At 38.5% G+C, this 19,949-nt stretch carries 15 protein-coding genes; 9 read left to right on the top strand and 6 right to left on the bottom strand.

The window, feature by feature from the left end; translation table 11 throughout:
• Window positions 1-2: 2 nt before the first annotated feature.
• Together IGI64_RS09565 and IGI64_RS09560 are read left to right on the top strand one after the other, a co-directional pair.
• A complete protein-coding gene (locus IGI64_RS09565) occupies window positions 3-668 on the top strand; it encodes an HAD family hydrolase (protein ID WP_429940300.1) in 666 nt (221 codons plus the stop codon).
• A 307-nt stretch (window positions 669-975) separates the two neighbouring features.
• Window positions 976-1,923 carry a tocopherol cyclase family protein gene (locus IGI64_RS09560; RefSeq protein WP_429940299.1) on the top strand — a complete coding sequence of 316 codons (948 nt, stop codon included), beginning with the start codon at window positions 976-978 and terminating at the stop codon, window positions 1,921-1,923.
• Between the two features lie 295 nt (window positions 1,924-2,218).
• On the opposite strand, the gene IGI64_RS09555 is transcribed toward IGI64_RS09560, so the two are convergent.
• On the bottom strand, window positions 2,219-2,866 hold the full coding sequence (locus IGI64_RS09555; protein ID WP_429940298.1) for a lytic polysaccharide monooxygenase: 648 nt from the start codon (window positions 2,864-2,866) through the stop codon (window positions 2,219-2,221).
• 89 nt (window positions 2,867-2,955) lie between these two features.
• Window positions 2,956-3,828, bottom strand: coding sequence for a helix-turn-helix domain-containing protein (locus IGI64_RS09550; protein ID WP_429940297.1), 873 nt, complete (start codon window positions 3,826-3,828; stop codon window positions 2,956-2,958).
• 289 nt (window positions 3,829-4,117) lie between these two features.
• On the opposite strand from IGI64_RS09550, the gene IGI64_RS09545 reads away from it, so the two are divergent.
• Window positions 4,118-5,854, top strand: coding sequence for a fibronectin type III domain-containing protein (locus IGI64_RS09545; RefSeq protein ID WP_429940769.1), 1,737 nt, complete (start codon window positions 4,118-4,120; stop codon window positions 5,852-5,854).
• 890 nt (window positions 5,855-6,744) lie between these two features.
• On the opposite strand, the gene IGI64_RS09540 is transcribed toward IGI64_RS09545, so the two are convergent.
• Window positions 6,745-7,614, bottom strand: coding sequence for a VOC family protein (locus IGI64_RS09540; RefSeq protein WP_016623274.1), 870 nt, complete (start codon window positions 7,612-7,614; stop codon window positions 6,745-6,747).
• 446 nt (window positions 7,615-8,060) lie between these two features.
• On the opposite strand from IGI64_RS09540, the gene nhaC reads away from it, so the two are divergent.
• Complete coding sequence (gene nhaC / locus IGI64_RS09535; protein WP_429940296.1) at window positions 8,061-9,455, top strand: Na+/H+ antiporter NhaC; 1,395 nt, start codon at window positions 8,061-8,063, stop codon at window positions 9,453-9,455.
• A 61-nt stretch (window positions 9,456-9,516) separates the two neighbouring features.
• On the opposite strand, the gene IGI64_RS09530 is transcribed toward nhaC, so the two are convergent.
• From IGI64_RS09530 to IGI64_RS09520, 3 genes are all read right to left on the bottom strand, one after another.
• On the bottom strand, window positions 9,517-10,857 hold the full coding sequence (locus IGI64_RS09530) for an amino acid permease (protein WP_429940295.1): 1,341 nt from the start codon (window positions 10,855-10,857) through the stop codon (window positions 9,517-9,519).
• Window positions 10,858-11,194: 337 nt separating this feature from the next.
• Complete coding sequence (locus IGI64_RS09525; protein WP_429940294.1) at window positions 11,195-12,097, bottom strand: oligosaccharide biosynthesis protein Alg14; 903 nt, start codon at window positions 12,095-12,097, stop codon at window positions 11,195-11,197.
• 205 nt (window positions 12,098-12,302) lie between these two features.
• Window positions 12,303-13,244 (bottom strand): 2-dehydropantoate 2-reductase, encoded by a 942-nt coding sequence (locus tag IGI64_RS09520; RefSeq protein WP_429940293.1) that lies wholly within the window; start codon window positions 13,242-13,244, stop codon window positions 12,303-12,305.
• Window positions 13,245-13,647: 403 nt separating this feature from the next.
• On the opposite strand from IGI64_RS09520, the gene IGI64_RS09515 reads away from it, so the two are divergent.
• The 5 genes from IGI64_RS09515 to IGI64_RS09495 all read left to right on the top strand — a co-directional run bounded on the left by IGI64_RS09515 (window position 13,648) and on the right by IGI64_RS09495 (window position 19,941).
• Window positions 13,648-15,168, top strand: coding sequence for an Lsa family ABC-F type ribosomal protection protein (locus IGI64_RS09515; protein WP_429940292.1), 1,521 nt, complete (start codon window positions 13,648-13,650; stop codon window positions 15,166-15,168).
• A 47-nt stretch (window positions 15,169-15,215) separates the two neighbouring features.
• A complete protein-coding gene (locus tag IGI64_RS09510; protein WP_429940291.1) occupies window positions 15,216-15,770 on the top strand; it encodes a histidine phosphatase family protein in 555 nt (184 codons plus the stop codon).
• Window positions 15,771-16,003: 233 nt separating this feature from the next.
• Window positions 16,004-17,065, top strand: a complete 1,062-nt coding sequence (locus tag IGI64_RS09505; protein WP_429940290.1) for a DUF871 domain-containing protein — start codon at window positions 16,004-16,006, stop codon at window positions 17,063-17,065.
• Window position 17,066: 1 nt separating this feature from the next.
• The gene (gene murQ / locus IGI64_RS09500) at window positions 17,067-17,963 is read left to right on the top strand and encodes an N-acetylmuramic acid 6-phosphate etherase (RefSeq protein ID WP_429940289.1); all 897 of its coding nucleotides are present in this window, start codon (window positions 17,067-17,069) and stop codon (window positions 17,961-17,963) included.
• A 13-nt stretch (window positions 17,964-17,976) separates the two neighbouring features.
• A complete protein-coding gene (locus IGI64_RS09495) occupies window positions 17,977-19,941 on the top strand; it encodes a glucose PTS transporter subunit IIA (RefSeq protein ID WP_429940288.1) in 1,965 nt (654 codons plus the stop codon).
• Window positions 19,942-19,949: the final 8 nt, after the last annotated feature.

Genomic DNA, 19,949 nt, shown 5'->3' with positions numbered 1-19,949 from the left:
TCATGTTAAAAGGTGCAATTTTTGATTTAGATGGTTTGCTTGTAGACACAGAAAAAACTTACCGCGATGGCTGGCTGTACGGCTTCGAGCATTTTGGGATCACGGTACCGAAAGAAGTTGTCGATGGCTGGGGCGGAAAAAACTGGAAGCAGACATTTGATATACTTGTTGATATGGCAGGATCGCCAGAAAGAGTTCAAGAAGTCCGCAGTGTGCGTGAAAAATATTTTTACGAAAAATTGACAAACGGCTCAATCGAATTGAAGCCTTATGCAAAAGAAACATTGCAGTTTTTAAAAGAAAAAGAGTTGCGATTAGGTTTAGCAACCACGACTGTTACCGAACGTGCAAAAGCGATTCTATCACAGTTTTCATTGACAGATTATTTTGATACATTGACATTTGGTGATGAAGTATCGGAAAATAAACCTTCGCCTGTTCCTTATTTGACAGCGTTGGAAAAAACATCTCTTAAATCAGAGGAAGCTTTTGCTGTAGAAGATTCATTAGTGGGGGCGACCAGTGCAACGCGAGCAGGATTAGGCGTTTTCTTGATTCCGGATACGAGCTTTGTTCGAAATTATACGCCGGAAGAGAAAGCCTCATTGAAATTGATTGCAGAAGGTCAAGATCTTCGTATCGTCATGAACGAGAAATTATGGTCTTAACAGAAAATTTGGTTCACTCCCTATCAAGTAGATGGTAGAAATATAAAAATCTGGAAAAAGTGCGTTCCCTGTAAAAGGGAGCGCGCTTTTTCTCTTTAATTGACCTGCCTTTTTAAAATAGACAAGATTGAGCAATTTTTAACTAAAATCTCTTTGAGTAGCATAGAATGAATAGTGAGAAATAAATGCCTTAACTAAAAGAAAATTTTTTGGATAATCTATTTCTTTCTATTTTAAATAACTTTTTTAAAAAGTGGGATTATGTAAATCTTTGGTAAAATAGTTCTGCTTAAATGGAGGAGAAAAAATGGTCATTTTAACAGATCAGTTTTATCAAGGAGAAAAGAAAAAATTTCCTTTTTTTGAGGGATGGTATTTTAAACAGCAAATTGGACAAGAAGTCTATTCCTTTATTCCTGGATATTCAATCGATGAAAAAGGAGAAAAGTACCCCTTTATTCAAGTTATCACGCATGAGTTCTCAGAAATTTTCATGTTTGAAAGTGATGAATTAACTATAAACAAAGACTGCTTATCCATTCAGATTGGTGAAAATCAGTTTAGTGACAAAGGAATCAAACTTGCCTTAAAAAGTAATAAATTAACATTAACTGGCACGCTAACTTATGGGCCTTTTACACCGCTAAAAAGAACCCGCTATGCACCAAGTATTATGGGCCCATTTTCTTATTTTTCATTTATGGAGTGTTATCATGGGATCTTAAGTATGGGACATGCAGTATCTGGAGAGTTATCTTGGAATGGACGAATAATCGATTTTGCCAATGGTTCTGGCTATTTAGAAAAAGATTGGGGAAGTTCTTTTCCTAAAGCCTATTTGTGGATACAATGTAATCAATTTCAAGCTGCGGATGCACGGTTTTTCTTTTCAGCTGCAGACATCCCGTTTCTTGGTTTAGAATTTTTAGGGCTAATCATCATTCTTCAAATTGCTGGAGAAGAATATCGTTTAGCTACTTATCACGGCGCAAAAATTATAGATATCTTCCATGAAGAAGAATACCTAGTGATTACGATAAAGCAAAAAGAATTACAACTGCAAATCAAAGTTTTGCAAAGTGAAGGACACCCTCTAATGGCCCCACAGCAAGGGCTGATGGAACGAGTGATCCGAGAAAAAGCAAGTACCGATATTTTGCTTACATTGAAAAAAAATCAAGTCATTATCTTCGAAGAAAAAGGAACTGCTGCTGGTTTTGAAGAGGTAGGAAATATTCGCGGATATACCTATTGATGACTGGATGAGCCGGTTGAGAATCGTAAGTGTTGAGAAAAAGAGCTTGTCAAATGGATAAAATAGATTAGTTTAATCCAGTTAGAACATTTTTTTCTGATTTCAGGATATAAGCCCATACTACGCATGAATCTGCGAACTTTTGTTTTATAATTTTATTCATCCAAAAAAGCCGTTGTTCCAAACTGCTTTTATTTATAGGCATAAAAAATACACTCCTTGCTGAAGTTGAACTAGATTTTTTTTCTAGTGTTTACTTCACAAGGAGTGTATTACTTCCTGTTCAGATATTCTTCTATTGTTCTAAATCGCTAAGTACTGTTCGCGGAACGATGTTGGCATCGATTACATTATAGAATGCATTATCCGTATCATCCACATCCCAGACTGCTAAAATCACATGATAACCAACGCGATTGCTTGGGATCGTTACTTGATGTGTCGGTCTTCTGTTTGCCTGCTGTCCTTCACCAGAAATTGTACCGATCTTTTCGAATGAATCACGAGTTAATGGACGATCTGGGTTCCAACCGTTTTTAGTAATATAATAAGTCCATTTTGATGTTGGATGTGTAGCCGTATAATTCCAAGTAAAATTGTTTGTTCCTGTAGAAATCGTTTGTTTTTTCCAAAAAGTGGCAGTTTGTGTATCCATGATAAAGTCGCCAACAGCGCCATCCGCAGAAGCGATTTTTCCATCGGCTGGTCCTTTTTCTGGATAGCCTTTTTCTGCTTCTAAAGATTGAGGATCATCAATAACTTTTCCGTATTTGTTAAACGCACCTTGCCAACCAAGTGTACTTTTCTCTAAAGATGCCTGGTAACTGCGGCTGATTGGTTGTTGGATATACCCGTGTGCAGAAACATCTGTAGAAGTAGTGATGGCCATAACCCCCGCTGCGGCCATTGCTAGTCCGGCATTGATCAATAAACTTTTTTTCATTTTTTATTACCCTCCCAAAAATTTGTTGAAAAGAATTCTTTTCAAAACGTAGTATAGGGAATAAATTTGACAGAAAATCACTTTGGTCGTTATTGCAACGAAGAATTTTTGTATGGTTGATAATGCTGCTCTTTTAGCCGAGTGAGATAATTGACTGCTTCAGTTAGTCCAAGCCACTCGAAAAAAGCAATTCCTGTATTGATTTCACCGATAGAGGAAGGGTTTCCATCTACAAGTTTATCAAAAGCTGAAAATACTTTATAGTATGCAAGATCGATGGTTTTGTTATAGGTCAAAGCTGTTTTTTTCAATTCGCCTAAGAAAAGTTTTCTTAATGGCAGCGAAGCTCGATTGAAAGCGAGGCGGACGCCGTTTAAAAGGAAGTTGGAGATCAAGTCAGAGTAATAGGTGGTATTGATATACATCTCCATTTTTGTCACACTTTGATTAAAAGAGTAAAAGATATATTCATCGTCAAAAAGGAAGAGACAGTTAGAAAAGATCGATAATTCAAAATGTCCCCAAGTATCAATACGATCTAGATGATTTTTAATAACAGCAATTTCTTGCTTCATAAAAGGAGTAAGTGAGGGATTGCGTAAATAACCGCGGATTAATTTTTTTTGTGCGTAAAGGATGCGGTAGTAGATGTCGCCTGTTTTTTCATATTCATCAAGCAACGCTTTTTCTTGTTCTTCAGAGAGTTCTTTTTCTTGAGAAGCTAAGAGATTCGCTAGTTTTTGTTTGCTGGTCAATTCGTTATTATTTAATAAAAACTGGTATTCAGTAAGTGTTATATTCATTCGTTCGAGGTATTTTGTTAACAATTCAAATCCGATTTTGGTACCCCGTGACTCAAAGGCAGCTAAAGTTCCTCTTTGGGAAATGTCCAAGGTTAACTGTTCTTGCGTTAATCCGCGTTCCTTTCTTAGTTTTCTGATAAGAGATGCATGATTAGGCATATATTTATTTCCTCCATACGTATTGATATTTTTTAAGAAACAAATACTGATTTCTATTAGAAAGATACCACATAAGTTATTATTTGTGGAAAGAAATGTTATTTGATGAGGTTTCTTTAATCTTAAAATAATTATAAAGTAATCATATTTTTAGTATGTAAGAAAAAGACGAATAATAGGCTTGTATTGTTTTTTTATGTTGCATTTCCACACAAAAGAAAGCGGATTCTTTTTTCGAGGAGTATAGTAACCCTGTAACAAATAACAAAGAGGAGTGAGTAAAATGAACATGAAAAAAACGTGGTTATTTTCTGCGTGTCTGTTAGGCGGAGTGCTAGGGGGAAACCAAGTATTAGCAGCGCAGCAAGATGCAGCAGATTTGATGCCGAGTATTTCGGACAGACAGGTTTCTGTAGGGTATTATCACAATTGGCCAGCTGGTGCCGGGGCAGGATATCAAGGCGGAAAGCCGGCAGATATTGATTTAGAGAAAATCAATCCTTTCTACAATGTTATCCCGGTAGCTTTTATGACAGGTGAAGGCATTCCTACTTTCAAGCCTTATAATATGTCAGATCAGGCATTCCGAGAAAAAGTTGCTGCTTTGAATGCAGAAAATCGTGTAGTATTGATTTCCCTTGGAGGGGCAGATTCTCATATCGAATTACATAAAGGAGATGAACAGGCTTTTGCGGATGAAGTGATCCGACAAGTTGAAACGTACGGCTTTGACGGATTAGATATCGACTTGGAACAGACAGCTGTGGATGCTGGGGATAACCAAACAGTGATTCCAGAAGCTTTGAAAATCGTTCGTGAACACTATCAGAAACAAGGCAAGCATTTCATTATCTCAATGGCACCAGAATTTCCATATTTGAGAGAAAACGGCAAATATGTTCCGTATATTGAAGGGCTAAAAGAAGAATATGACTTTATTGCGCCGCAGCTTTATAACCAAGCAGGAGATGGTTTGTCAGTCGGAACTGAGTGGATTGCGCAAAACAATGATGCCAGAAAATATGACTTCTTATTAGGGATGTCGCAAGCTTTTGATACAGGCAGCAGCGGATTTATCCAAATCCCAGCAAATCGTTTAGCGTTAGGTCTACCTGCAAATGAGGATGCTGCAGCAAATGGTTATGTGAAAGATCCAAGTGTGGTTTATCGAGTGTTTGAAGAAATGGAAAGAAATCAGGCACCGTTGAAAGGAATCATGACATGGAGTGTCAATTGGGATGAAGGATTTAATTCAGCAGGAGCAGCATACAACGAATCATTTGCTAAAGCATACGGCAATCTGTTAGGAAATCCAATCGTTGATACAGAGAAACCAACAGCACCTGCCAATCTAAGAGCCGCAAGTGTGACTGCAAATTCTGTGACTTTGAATTGGAATGCTTCAACGGATAATGTACGTGTCGATCATTACAATATTTATGAAAATGGACGTTTAGCAGGAACAAGCAGAACGACGTCATTTGTTCATTCTGGATTAACACCAAATACTGACTATTCCTATACGGTAGAAGCTGTGGATGCTGCCGGAAATAAATCGGATCTATCTAATGTCGTTCGCGTGACAACAAATGAAGAGGCACAAATAACAGCGCCGACAGCTCCAAGAAATCTTGCTGTACAAAATGTGACGCAAAATACCATCACTATCGAATGGTCTGGGAATGCTGCAGAAGAAGAAGTTACCCGTTATGAGATTTTCCGAAATGATCAATTGATCGGACAGTCGGTTACATCCCGCTTTACGGATACAAACCTTCAGCCAAGCACTTCTTATTCATACAAAGTAAGAGCAGTAAATGCTGTCGGCACGTCAGAATTCAGCCAAACAGTTACTGCAGAAACATCAGGACAAATCGAAGGAACAGAATGGCGTGAAGGTGTTCATTACAGAGTCGGGGATATCGTTGTCTATCAAGGAATCCAATATCGATGCTTGCAAGAACATACATCGATCAGTGTCTGGGCGCCAAGTGTCGCACAAGCATTGTGGGCTAGAATTGGTTAAATAAAATCTAGAAAAAGTAATTTGGGGAAAGCAAGAAAAAATTTATTATGTTTAGGCAACTTAATAAAAAATGTTGCAATACAACACGGGATGAAAACGATATCGATTATTATGTTATAGTAATGTCAGTTAAGGCGAGAGGAGGAAACAGTATGTGGGATGTTTCACCACCAATGTAATTTTATAATCTCTACATAATCTATTATTTTAAATTCCATCACACACCCTGAAAACAAGACTTTCTGTTTTTAACAGCTAATATAAAAAAGCTTAAAAACCCAAAGCCAGAACAGTTATATTACGGAAACTGTTGCAACACGCTACAAAATAAACAAATGCAAAGCTATGTTGATAAACTCATATCAATTAGAGCGAGAGGAGGAAATAGTATGTGGGATGTTTCACCACCAATGTAAGTTTGTAATCTCTACATAATCTATTATTTTAAATTCCATCACACACCCTGAAAAACTAGACTCTCTGATTAACCCATCAAATAAAAAAATGCTTAAAAAACCGGAAACCGGATCAGTTATATTACGGAAACTGTTCCGGTTTTTTTGTACAAAAAATTGTTATGAGATTGCAACATTCCTATAAAAAACGTCGCTTTTTCAATCATTAAGTACAAAAAACAGCAATATTGTTTTTTCTCTGTTGTAATACTGTACACTTTGAGAAAAAAGGCTGACAACCAATTATACTAAGGATAGCTGATAGAGAGGAGGAAAACCACATGTGGAACGTTACACCACCAAAATAATCGCAGTATTCGTTTATAATATATAACCAAAAAAAACATTACATACCCTATACAATAAAAATAGTCTAAAGCAAAACACCCAAGCCAGTTAGAAAAAACTGACTCGGGTGTTATTTTTGCACTATTATTAAGCATCCATATAAACACGTCGTAATTTTTCAATATCTATTTTTGTCATTTCGTATAAAGCTTGCATCGTTTGATATGATTTTTCTTCATTTTTTCCATCAAGCAGCTCGTCTAAATCTTTTGTGACTAACTGCCAAGATACGCCAAAACGATCATTGACCCACCCGCATGGATAAGCTTTTCCGTCTTCTGTCAGCGCATAAAAGAGCCGATCAATCTCAGGTTGTCCATCACAGTAAACATAAAAAGAATTGCCCATAGTAAAGCCGAAATCATGTGGAATTTCGTTATCCATAATATAAAATTCTTGATCATACAATTTGAATTTTGCCCATAAAACAGTACCGTCTTCTTTTTGAGATTTATCAAGCACAGTACCATGAGAAAAAATGTCTAACCAATCTTTAATAGCTTCGTCTGCTTTGCCGTACAGTTCATTGGCAAAGAGAAAACAAGGAGTGATTTTTTGCTCTGGTACATCACTGACCTTCAATTGCCAAGAAATGCCAAATTCATCATTGACCCAGCCGAAAAGTCCAGTTTCTGGATGGTTTTCTAAAGGCATTAGAATTTGCCCTTTTTCGCTGAAGGCACTCCATAAATGATGCAGTTGTGCTTCGGTTGGACATTCCACCACGTAAGAAACTGCTGGAGTAGTCGAGAATTCCGGACCGCCGTTTAAAAGAATAAATTCTGCGTTATCTAATTCAAGAGTGATTGTCAAAATATCGCCTTTTTTTCCATGGAGATCATCTAAAAAATAATTGATTCTGGTTTCCTTTGATTTTTCAAAAATACGCGAATAAAAGTCTGCCATCTCACGAACGGAACCGTTGACCCAAACACAAAAAGCAAATTTATTTTCCATTGAATCTCACCTCAAATATGCAGAGCATCTCTGCTTTTTTTGAATCCGCTTTAAGTGTATCACTTCTGCTAGAGAAAGAGGAGCGGAGTGCATTGCTAAAAAAATGTTTAATATTTTTTTATTGACAATTAAAGGGCGGGAAGGTAAACTTTGTGAAAATAAACGTTTCTTTCAGTAGCAAATTAGATGTTTTGTCCAGAAAGTCGGTGGTTGCTGCGAACCGATCAAGTCTAATTAGTGAATTACGGGAAAACGTCAATAACTGAATAATGTTAAAGTGAAAAACGAGTCTGTTTTTAATTGAGGTGGTACCGCGGAATTTTTTCGTCCTCTTTTAAAAACGGCTTTTTTATTTTTTTAAGGAGGCAGGCAGATGAACTGTGGCGGCGTAATACGATATTATTCCCTTTTTGATACGTAGAATACAAACAAAAAGGAGAATTTTTATGAATAGAATAGAAAAACCAAGTTTCTTAGAAGCAAGCTGTATGTTGATAGTAATTGTTGCAGGGATCGCCATTAGTGTGGTTGGACTGCATTTATCGCCGAATGTCGCGATATTAGCTGCAATCGGAGTTGTGATGTTGTACGGTGTCATCAAAAGATTTCCATCAGAGATCCTGCATGAAGGGATCATCAATGGAATCAAACCAGGAATTATCCCCATCTTTATTTTTATTCTAGTTGGTGCGCTGATTGCTGTGTGGATACAAGCAGGAATCATCCCTACACTTATGGTTTTTGGCTTTAAATTGATTAGTGTCCAATGGTTTGTGCCTTCGGTGTTTGTTGTATGTGCAATCGTTGGGAGTGCTGTTGGAAGTGCCTTTACTGTCATGTCGACGATCGGGATCGCGTTTTTTGGGATCGGTACGACATTAGGATTGAATCCTGCCTTAGTCGTTGGATCAATCGTTTCTGGGGCTGTCTTTGGGGACAAGATGTCTCCGTTATCTGAATCAACGAATTTAGCTGCGGCAATCGTCGAAGTGGATTTATTCAAACACATCAAGCACTTGATGTGGTCAACGATTCCTGCATTTGTCTTATCTTTCTTTTTATTCATGTTTTTAGGCCATACAGAAGGGACAACCAGTCTTTCTGCTATCAATGAAGTAGTAGCAGTCTTAGAAAGTAATTTTACGATTTCTTTGTGGTCCTTGCTTCCGCTAGTATTGATGCTGTTATGTGCTTGGAGAAAAATACCAGCGATTTTGACGATTTTGCTAAACATTGCGGTGGCTATCGTGATGATCTTGATCCAACATCCGCAAACTTCTTTGACGAAACTTGCAACAGTTATTGAATCAGGATTTTCTGCACACACAGGGAATCAGCAAATCGATGCCTTGCTGAGTCGCGGCGGGATCGAAAGTATGATGCCGACTGTTTCCTTGATTATTTTAACATTATCTCTTGGCGGTCTGCTGATTGAATTTGGTTTGATTTCTACAGTGATGGAAGTTGTATCGAAAAAAATGACCAATACGCCTAAGTTGATTTTGACAACGTTATTGACAGGTATCGGGGTCAATCTGTTTATTGGAGAACAATTTTTATCTGTGATTTTACCAGGAAATGCATTCAAGGAAACTTACGAAAAAGCTGGTTTTGATCGCACCGTATTGAGCCGCACCTTGGAAGATGGCGGAACGGTAATCAATTACTTAGTACCTTGGGGAATCGCAGGCAGTTTTGTCGCAAGTACATTCGGTATTCCAACATTGAGCTACTTGCCATTTGTTTTCTTTAGTCTCTTGTCTCCAGTTTTCTCGATGGTGAGTGCCTTCACTGGCTTAGGTATCACAAAAGTGGATTTAACTAAGCAGTCAAAAGTATAGAGAAAAAATACGAAAAACCATCGAAGCATCCATACATGCTTCGATGGTTTTTTGTCATGTTTTAGTTTGCTAGAGAAACAGCTTCTCTGTCTTTATCTTTTCTATAACTGAAGAAAATAACCAAGTATAGAATGGCCGTCAAAACAGTAACACCAATCGAGTTCGTGAACAAGATCCCTGTAAAAATCAAGCTAAGAACGAGTAGAGCAACTGAATTGATAAAGATACCAAAAGTTGTACGTTGTTTCAACGCTAAAATAAAAGCAGCCGCGCTGATCATCAGCCAGATAACTAATACAGTATAAGAAAGCGAACCGGCAAGATAACCGAATAGATCATCACCAACAAAGTAAGAAAGGACAACGCCTAAGTACAAGACACCTGTACAAAAGATAACAGAACGTTGTGGTACATGATGTTTGTTTAAAACAGCAAGTTTCTTAGCCGCACCTTCTTTGTCTTTCAAACGGAAGAACAATGTACGAGAGGCTGCGTATACGCCAGAATTAATAGAAGAGAAAAGTGCTAGAACAATCACGAAATTTACGATATCCGCTGCAAAAGGAACATGCATTTTCTCAAAAATCATCACAAACGGGCTGACAGTTGTAATTGCCAAAGTGTTCCAAGGATAGATGATCAATAAAAGCAATAATGGAATGATGTAAAAAGAAATGATTCTTCCCATAACACCTCTGATTGCTTTAGGAATCGCTTTTTTAGGATTCTCTGCTTCACTGACAGTAATTGCGATCAGCTCAGAGCCGCCGTAAGAATAGATAACAACTAACAAGGAATTGATGATTCCTTTCATTCCATGTGGCGAAAAACCGCCATGATCAGTCAAACGGCTAAATGTAGGCATCATCCCTTGATGCATGATTTGCTGGAACACAAGATAAACGCCGAAAATGATCAAACAAATGATAACGCTGATTTTAGCAAATGCCAACCAATACTCTGTTTCAGCAAAAAGTTTGACTGAATAAAGATTGATCAGCGTAGTCAACACAGCTAAGATCAGTACAAAAGTCCAAGTTGGTACGTGAGGGAACCAAAGCTGCAAGAAAGATGCGGCTGCCACTGCCTCGGCGATAATATTGATCATCCATAAAGACCAATAGACCCAATCGATAAAATCAGCAGAATGATGGCCAAGATAAGGGCGGATAAGCCCAGATAAGCCTTGTTGGTTTTCACCATTTAAGACAAGTTTTCCTAATCCATTCATTACAATAAAGAGTACACATCCACCAATTAAAAAAGCTAAGAGAACAGCAGGGCCGGCAATACCAATTGCTTCTCCGCTTCCCTTGAATAGTCCTGCACCGATTGCGCCGCCTAGAGCCAGCATAGTGATGTGCCGCGAGCTCATTTGTTTTTTTAGTTTGGTGTTTTCCATAAGCATCCTCTTTTCTGAAATAAACATAACAATTTTATTATTGACTAATAATACCAAATATTCTGACAATTTCAACACTTCTATAAAAATTTAGGAGACTCTCATTGAAAAATCATCATTTTGAAATTTCCTGAAAAGCTTCTCTTTAGGGTAAAAGGTAGAGAAATGCTGTATTACCAGGGAAATAGCGAAGAAAATGAAGAAGAGGGAACGATAGAGAAAAAGTGCCAATCGTTATTTAAAAAAGTAGTAAGAACATATTTTAGTAAAAGAAAAAAACCAAAACAAAAAACTAGATCTATTTCTGCAGAAATAAATCTAGTCTCTGAAAATTTTTTTAAAATTCAATTGTTTCGTTCAATAGTTCTTCTTTGTATTCATATTCCTTAAAGATATTAGGATCGTAATTAGCAAATCGTTTTGCCCAATTCTGTGCATCGAAAAATTCAAGATATTTTTGTTCCACTGGACGATAAGGTCGATGCAAGAAATCAGGTAGTTCCGCAAGTGGTCGTTCATTTAATAAAAAGAAGTTTTCTGGGTCATAAAAATGATAATGAGAAATCACTTTGTTTGCTGTAAGCAGCTTTTTCTGGAAATAAACCGATTCGAATGTTCGTAATGTGACCCCATGCTGTCCTTCGCGAAGCAATTCAAGAATCCCGGCAGAATGAGAAGTCCGTTCCAAGTATTCTGGATAGGGCAGATAACCAGCTTGTTCATTTCCTTTGAGCGGGAGAATAAAATAATCTGTCCGTAAACCCAGTGCATCAAATTCTTTTTTCAATGCTTCGGCTTTTTCTTTACGCCCATGGTTAGTCGCACCAAAGAATAAATCATATTCAGGGATATTGTGCGGAATCTTCATTTCGCTGGAATAAAAAGAACTGTTGTGTTTCAATTTCAGAGCGTTTGCCTCAAGTGCATCAAAATGGTAGATTTCATCGATTGCCGGCTCATTTTGGGCTTTTTCAAGCAGCTGGAAATGTTCCTTTTTGAAATGGTTCCAAAAGAATAAAATGATTTTTCCCGAAACATGCGAACGAATCCGCGCAGCCATTTCTGTGTCAAATCCATAATCTAAAAAGATGATCAATTCATAATGGTCCAATGATGGATGTTCTTTAAAAAAAGATTCATTAAATAGCTCTTTCCCAGAAATAACGTCAAAGGAAGCAATAGAAGAAAAGAAATATAATTCTTTATCTTTAGGAATCAATAAAACGGAATTTGCAGACATAAATCTCCCTCGCTTTCACTAGTTTTTAGAGTACCTTTATCATAGCTTTTTTCGTAAGGGAAAAGCGAATAGAATGCTTACATAATAGAAAGAAAATCACGAAGAGAAGAAATGCAGCTGTAGCTAAACAAAAAAAGACTGGACATTTATGTGTCCAGTCTTTGCAAAGCTCTGTTTTTTCGAATAGATGTTATTTAAAAAAGCTTTATTTTGCGTCTAATAAACCTTCTTTTGCGTGGATCAATTGTGTCAAGAAAGCACAATAAGGCGTTGGGATACTGTATTTTTCTCCTTTACGCCAAACAGCTCCGTTGATGTAGTCGATTTCTGTTAAACGATGATTTTTGATTAAATCTTGATACATAGAAGGATAGTGAAGGCCGATATCATTTGGATCGTACGTTGCTTCGATGTGGCGAACCACTTCTTCTTGATCAAGGATGATTCCTTCTTTTTCGGCTACAACAGCGAATTCAGCTACTAGTGTTGTCACTAAGGAGTGAGAAACATTTTGTGCGCCTAGTTCTGCAATGTTGCAGTCTAAAATTGTGCAAAGGCCGTTCAATGTACCATTCACGCAGGCTTTTCTCCAAATAGAATAGCGGACATTTGAACTATATACTGGATTCAAGTTTGCTTCTTTAAATGTGTCGACAACTTGTAAGGCAAAGTCTTTGCCAGCAGGTTCAAGATTTTCTAATTCGATTTCGCCGCTTCCTAATAGTTTTGCTCTTCCAGGACCTTCAAGACCAGCAGTCCACATCGTGATACCAAATAAAATATTTTCTTTTGGTACATATTTTTCTAAAACATCTTCATGTCCAAGTCCGTTCAATAAACATAAAACATGTGTGTCTTTTGTGATGATTGATTGGATAGCTTGGAACATACCATCTAGTTGGTTCGCTTTCGTCAAAGCGACGATCAAATCAGCTTGCAAGCCGCTTTCAACAACTTCTTCTGGAGAAAAAATAGGGATTTTCGCTACAACTTCTTCCCCGTTGAAATCTGCGATTAGTCCGTTTTCGCGGATCGCTTGGATATGCTCTGGCCAGCGATCAATCAAGATCACGTCATTTCCGCTTTGATGAAGCATTAGTCCAATCCGGCTTCCCATGGCACCGGCGCCAGCAATAGCAATTTTCATAAACATTCTCTCCTTACGATTTGTTCTTTCTAGTCTAGTATATAGAAAAAATCAAAAAATTGGACTATTTTGTTTGTGAAAATGGGAAAACTTTTATCGTGAAAAAGAAATATAAGCTAATGAATGTTATTTAAAGGCTGTCATTTTAAAAAAATTACTTTTTGTTGACAGCTGATGAAAAGATGTGGTATCTTTTTGTCAAATAAACGAAGTGAGGGATCCGTGCATTGAAAAAATAAGTCAATTTGTTGAAGCTGCATTCAGACTGTACCTTTTTTACCAAGGGAGCAGTGTGCAGATTTTCAGGATTGGCTTAGGCGATCAATGTACGGGTCTTTTTGTGTCTCGTCTTGTCGGCTAGTTCTGAAAATAGGACTAGTCTTTTTTTAATGAGGTGAGACATATGTCTAAAATAGAAATCAAACAACTAACTTTCGGCTATGATAATCAAGGAACGATGCTGTTCGAACAAGCCGATTTGAACTTTGACACAAAATGGAAATTAGGATTGATTGGACGGAATGGTCGTGGGAAAACAACGCTGCTCTCCATTCTGCAAGGAAAACTTCCTTATCAAGGACAAATCAGTCATCAACAGGAGTTTGTCTACTTTCCGCAAAAAACACAGGAAACAGACCGTTTAACTTACTATGTATTGAATGATATCAGTACATTTGAACAATGGGAGATCGAAAGAGAACTCAATTTGATGGAAGCTGATCCGGATATTTTATGGCGGCCTTTCGATTCCCTTTCTGGCGGCGAAAAAACAAAAGTATTACTGGCGCTCCTTTTTGTTGATGATCTGCATTTCCCGCTGATCGATGAGCCAACCAATCATTTGGATATCCGAGGCAGAGAACAAGTAGCGGAATACTTGAAAAAGAAAAATCAAGGATTCATCGTAGTCAGCCATGACCGCAGTTTTATTGACGAGGTCGTTGATCATGTTTTAGCAATCGAAAAAAGCAAATTAGAATTATATCAAGGAAACTTTACTGTTTATGAAGAACAGAAAAAGATGAAAGATGCATTTGAACTTGCGCAAAATGAAAAGCTGAAGAAAGAAATCGGGCGTTTGAAAAAAACAGCGGCTGAAAAAGCGGAGTGGTCGCGTTCTCGCGAAGGTGATAAAGCTAAGAAGAATACCGGGTTCATTGACACAGAGATGCGCCGCATGGACAAAGGAGCAATTGGTGCTGATGCTGCGCGAGCAATGAAACGATCAAAAGCAATCGTCCAACGTATGGATAGTCAGATTGGTGAAAAAGAAAAGCTGTTGAAAGATATCGAATATATCGATCCTTTGACACTCAACTACCAGCCATCTCACCATAAGCGGCTTCTTGAAGTTGAAAAATTGCAGCTGAGTTATGATGAACCACTGTTTGAGCCCGTTGATTTCAGTGTTGAAGCTGGCAAAAGAATCGCTTTAGCAGGTCCAAATGGTTCCGGCAAATCATCGATCATCCAATATCTGTTAAATAGTTTTGGTGGCGAGGCGAAAGGAACCGTTTCACGTCCGCAAAAACTAAAAATCAGTTATGTGCGGCAAAATTATGTGGATAACCAAGGGACATTGAGCGATTTTGCTGAAAAAAACAATTTGGATTATGAAGCGTTTTTGAATAATCTGCGTAAATTAGGAATGGAAAGAGAAGTTTTCCACAATAAAATCGAACAGATGAGTATGGGCCAGCGGAAAAAAGTCGAATTGGCAAAATCACTTGCGCAGCCAGCCGAATTGTATATTTGGGATGAACCGCTGAATTATCTTGATGTGTTCAACCAAAAACAATTGGAAGAATTGATTTTAGAAATCCAGCCGGCAATGCTTCTTGTCGAACATGACCAAACGTTTTTGAAAAAAGTCTCGGATCAAGTCATCCAATTACATCCGGTCAAGGAAACTGGCAGCAATTGAACAATTAGTGTACAATGACGGCGAGAACGATTGAAGGAGCTGGAATAATGATTTATGTAACAAGACATGGTGAAACGACTTGGAATGCAAAAGGGTTAGTCAGCGGCAGAGCCGACGTCCCGTTAACTGAAAAAGGAAAAGAACAAGCCAAACTTCTTGCTGAAAAAGTAGCAAAACTTGAAGTCCCTGTAACGAAAATCATCCATTCACCCCTGCAAAGAGCAAAAGAAACAGCGCAAGCAGTAGCGGAATTGAATGAATTAGAATTGACCGTGGATGAACGTCTATATGAAATGGACTTTGGGGAATATGATGGCATGCCTAGTAAAGAAGATGCTTTCCAAAAAGCTCATTTAGAATTTTCTGTACGTTTTCCTGGCGGCGAGTCAGTGATGGACATGTATGCGCGTGTCGTTCCATTAATAGAAGAATGTTTAGCAGATACAGAAAATGTTTATCTGCTGGTTTGTCATAATTCGCTGATTCGAGTAATCAATGCCTATTTCAACCCAATGCCAAATCAAACATTCTTTGACTTTTATGTAGACAACACAGAATTGCTTTCTTTTGAACCAAAAGAAAGCATGATGAGCATCAAATAAGCCGTTTTTTCTGTAAAAGGGAATAGAGCTGATATATATGAGGTTATTTTTATATAAGTAAAGAAGGTTTTTATAATACAGAAATCACAGAGCCGTAACGTAGGTTCTGTGATTTTTTTACACATAACAAGAAATGAAATTAAGTTATTTTTTATAAAAGCTTGAAATTTCATTTCGAAAGCGCTATACTCATCTTGTGAAATGAATACGGATACACGGATGGAGGGAACAAGATGTTTGGTTTCTCGATTTTTATGAATGATGATCTGACAAATGAAAAAAGAGCATACATTCAAAAAATGGCAGCAAATGGCTTTACAGGTATCTTCACTTCGATGCACATACCAGAAGATGATGCTGCCTCGTATAAACAACGCCTTGAAGAACTGGGCAAAGAAGCTCAGCGCCACCATTTAGATTTGATGGTAGATATTTCCGGCGACGCGTTGACACGTGCAGGTTTTTCTTTTGAAAATCTTGAGCCGTTAAAAGAAATAGGAGTCACTGGTTTGCGGATGGACTATCATTTGTCCAATGAGCAAATCGCGAATTGGTCACACCAAATAAAAATCAGTTTGAATGCCAGTACGATCACACAGCAAGATATCGAAGAGCTGCAAAAGTACAAAGCGGATTTTTCACAACTTGAGGCGTGGCATAATTATTATCCAAGACCAGAAACAGGCTTAGATAAAACATGGTTTTCTGAAAAGAATGATTGGTTGAAATTGCAAGGAATGAAAGTCCAAGCGTTTGTGCCTGGAGATGAGACTTTAAGAGGTCCGATTTTTGCAGGATTGCCAACATTGGAGGAACATCGAGGAATCAATCCTTTAGCTGCTGCGTTAGATTTAATGCAGTGCAGCACTGATCTTGTTTATATTGGCGACGGTGGTTTGACCGAATACGTTCAAGAACAGTTTCGTGCCTACCAAGAGGAGCAGCTGATTTTACTGACAGTCGAACCAGTCGCAAAAGAAAACTATACTTATATACTTGGCAAACATGTCAACCGCCAAGACGAAGCACGAGATGTGATCCGGAGTGCAGAAGCGCGGTTCAAAGAAATACCGCATATTCCGCAGAATCAAACGATTGAACGAACGAAGGGATCTGTAACAGTCGATAATGAAAACTACCTGCGTTATATGGGTGAGATCCAAATCGTCAAGAATCCGCTGCCAGCAGATGAGCGAGTGAATGTCGCAGCAAAAATCATCGACAGCGACATAGCATTGATTGATCATATCCACGCAGGAACAAACTACCAACTAATGAGTAAAGAGGGAAAATAAAATGACTAAAATCAACTTAGAAAATTTAACAACAGAACGCAGAAACGAAGAAACATTTGGATTAGACGAAATGAGCGTGGCTCAAGCAGCGCTTTTGATGAACCGTGAAGACCAAAAAGTAGCAGAAGCTGTTTCGAAAGAATTACCAAGCATTGAGCCAGTGATCGAACATACGATCCGTGCTTTCGAAAAAGGCGGACGTTTGATTTATATGGGTGCCGGTACAAGCGGAAGACTAGGTGTGCTGGATGCAGCAGAATGCGTGCCAACATTTGGTGTAGAAGCTGAGATGGTTGTTGGTTTGATTGCAGGCGGAGAAGATGCAATGACAGTTGCGGTCGAAGGTGCTGAAGATTCTTATGAACTAGGTGAAGAAGATCTGGTAAAATTGAATCTAAATGAAAACGACATGGTGATCGGAATTGCTGCAAGCGGCAGAACACCTTACGTAATCGGCGGACTTGATTATGCACGTTCAGTAGGTGCCGCAACTGGAACGATTTCTTGCAACAAAAATGCAGAAATCAGCAAACATGCTGATTTTCCGATCGAAGTGGATGCAGGTCCGGAATTTTTGACAGGCTCAACGCGTTTGAAATCAGGAACAGCGCAAAAACTTATCTTGAATATGATCTCAACAATCAGCATGATCGGTATCGGAAAAGTGTTCAACAACTTGATGGTTGATGTGAAACCGACAAATGAAAAATTAGTTGAACGTTCAAAACGAATCATCATGCAAGCAACAGAGGTCGATTATGACACAGCAGAATCTTATTTCTATGAAGCAGAACAAAATGTAAAACTTGCAATCGTAATGATTTTGACAAATAGCGACAAGCAAACAGCTGAAGAAAAATTGGCAGATGCAAATGGGTTTGTAAAAGGTACCTTATAAGGGGGAAAAAACCATGGCAAAAAATGAATTGACTTTAGAAGAGTTATCAAAAAGAATCTATGAAGGTGTTGGCGGTATGGACAATGTTCAAAGCATTGTCCACTGCATGACACGTGTACGAATGAAAATCAACGACGAAGACAAAGTAGATTTGGCAGAATTAAAAGCCATTCCTGGTGTTTTAGGTGTCGTAGAAGACGAACAGCTGCAAGTAATCATCGGCCCAGGAAAAGTAAACAAAGTAGCACAGCAGATGGTCGACATGGCAGGTGTCAAACTTGGCGAACCGATTGCTTCTGGCGGTAAAACAACTAACACGTCAGGCAAAAGCTTAGTAAACGAACGTGCAGAAGAAATGAAAGCAGCACAAAAATCTAAACAAAAACCTTCAAAAATAAAAGCGGTTTTAAAAGATATCTCAAATATCTTTGTCCCAATGATCCCGGCATTTGTCGGAACAGGTATCGTAGCGGGTATCGCAGCTGTATTAACGAATATGGTGACAGCTGGTACGCTTGATGCTGGCACATGGCAGCAATATATCGATATGATGAACATTTTGAAAAACGGTATGTTCAGCTATCTTGTTATCTATACAGGGATCAATGCCGCACAAGTCTTTGGCGCAACGCCGACACTTGGTGGTGTAATCGGTGCGGTTGTTCTTTTGACAGGGATGAATCCAGAAGCACCATTGATGAACCTCTTTACTGGTGAACCGCTGGCAGCAGGACAAGGCGGTATCCTGGGTGTTATTTTCGCAGTATGGCTATTATCTATTATTGAAAAACAATTACACAAAATCGTTCCAGATGCTGTAGATATTATTGTCACACCTACGTTATCATTGATAGCTGTTGGCTTGATCGAGATTTTCTTGATCATGCCGGCTGCAGGTTTTATCTCAGATGGAATGGTTGGCGGAATCAATTGGGTACTAAATGTCGGCGGTGCTTTCTCTGGCTTCGTCTTAGGAACATTATTCTTGCCAATGGTTATGTTTGGACTTCATCAGATTTTGACACCGATCCACGTACAAATGATTGATGAAACAGGAAGCACGCTTTTATTGCCAATCTTGGCAATGGCTGGTGCAGGACAAGTTGGTGCGGCTCTAGCGTTATGGATTCGCTGCCGTAAAGACAAAGAATTAACAGAAATGATCAAAGGTGCTCTTCCAGTAGGGATCTTAGGAATCGGTGAACCATTGATTTACGGTGTAACGTTGCCATTAGGCCGTCCGTTCATCACAGCATGTATCGGCGGAGGTATCGGTGGTGCAGTAATCGGAATGATCGGGAATGTTGGGGCAATCGCTATTGGACCATCAGGAGCAGCATTGATCCCATTGATTTCAGATGGAAAATGGTGGGGCTACGTTCTTGGACTTTTAGCTGCCTATGCAGGCGGATTTGTGGCAACATTCTTCTTCGGTATTCCAAAAGATCGTTTAGAAGCAGAAGAAATTGCGGAAGAAATCACAGAAACACCACAAACAGCAACAGCTCCAAGTGACCACGCAATCGTTCAATTGACAGCAGTAGCAGATGGAAAAGTATTATCTATCGACAAAGCAAGTGATCCAGTTTTCGCTGAAAAAATGATGGGCGAAGGATACTTCGTTGAACCAGAAAACGGACAAATCTATTCACCAGTCAACGGGACAATCAGTTCAGTGTTCCCAACAAAACATGCAATCGGTATCACAACAAAAAGTGGTTTAGAAATATTGTTGCACATGGGAATCAACACAGTAGATCTGGGCGGAAAACCTTTCGATTTGAAAGTCGCAGAAGGACAAGAAGTCACATCTGATACATTACTTGCCCAAGTAGATTTGGCTGCCATCAAAGAAGCAGGAAAAGAAACATCTATGCTTGTTCTTTTGACAAATATGGATCATGTAAAACATTTTGTATTAGAAAAAACAGGAAATGCAAAAGCAAAAGAAGAAGTAATGGGTGTAGAAACAAACTAAACAAAAAA

Origin of the sequence: Enterococcus sp. DIV0210g (assembly GCF_050559705.1) — a bacterium.
In the GTDB taxonomy this organism is placed as follows: Bacteria; Bacillota; Bacilli; order Lactobacillales; family Enterococcaceae; genus Enterococcus_B; species Enterococcus_B faecalis_A.
Note: the sequence above shows the minus strand (reverse complement) of the source record. Positions and strands in the feature narration are given on the sequence as shown.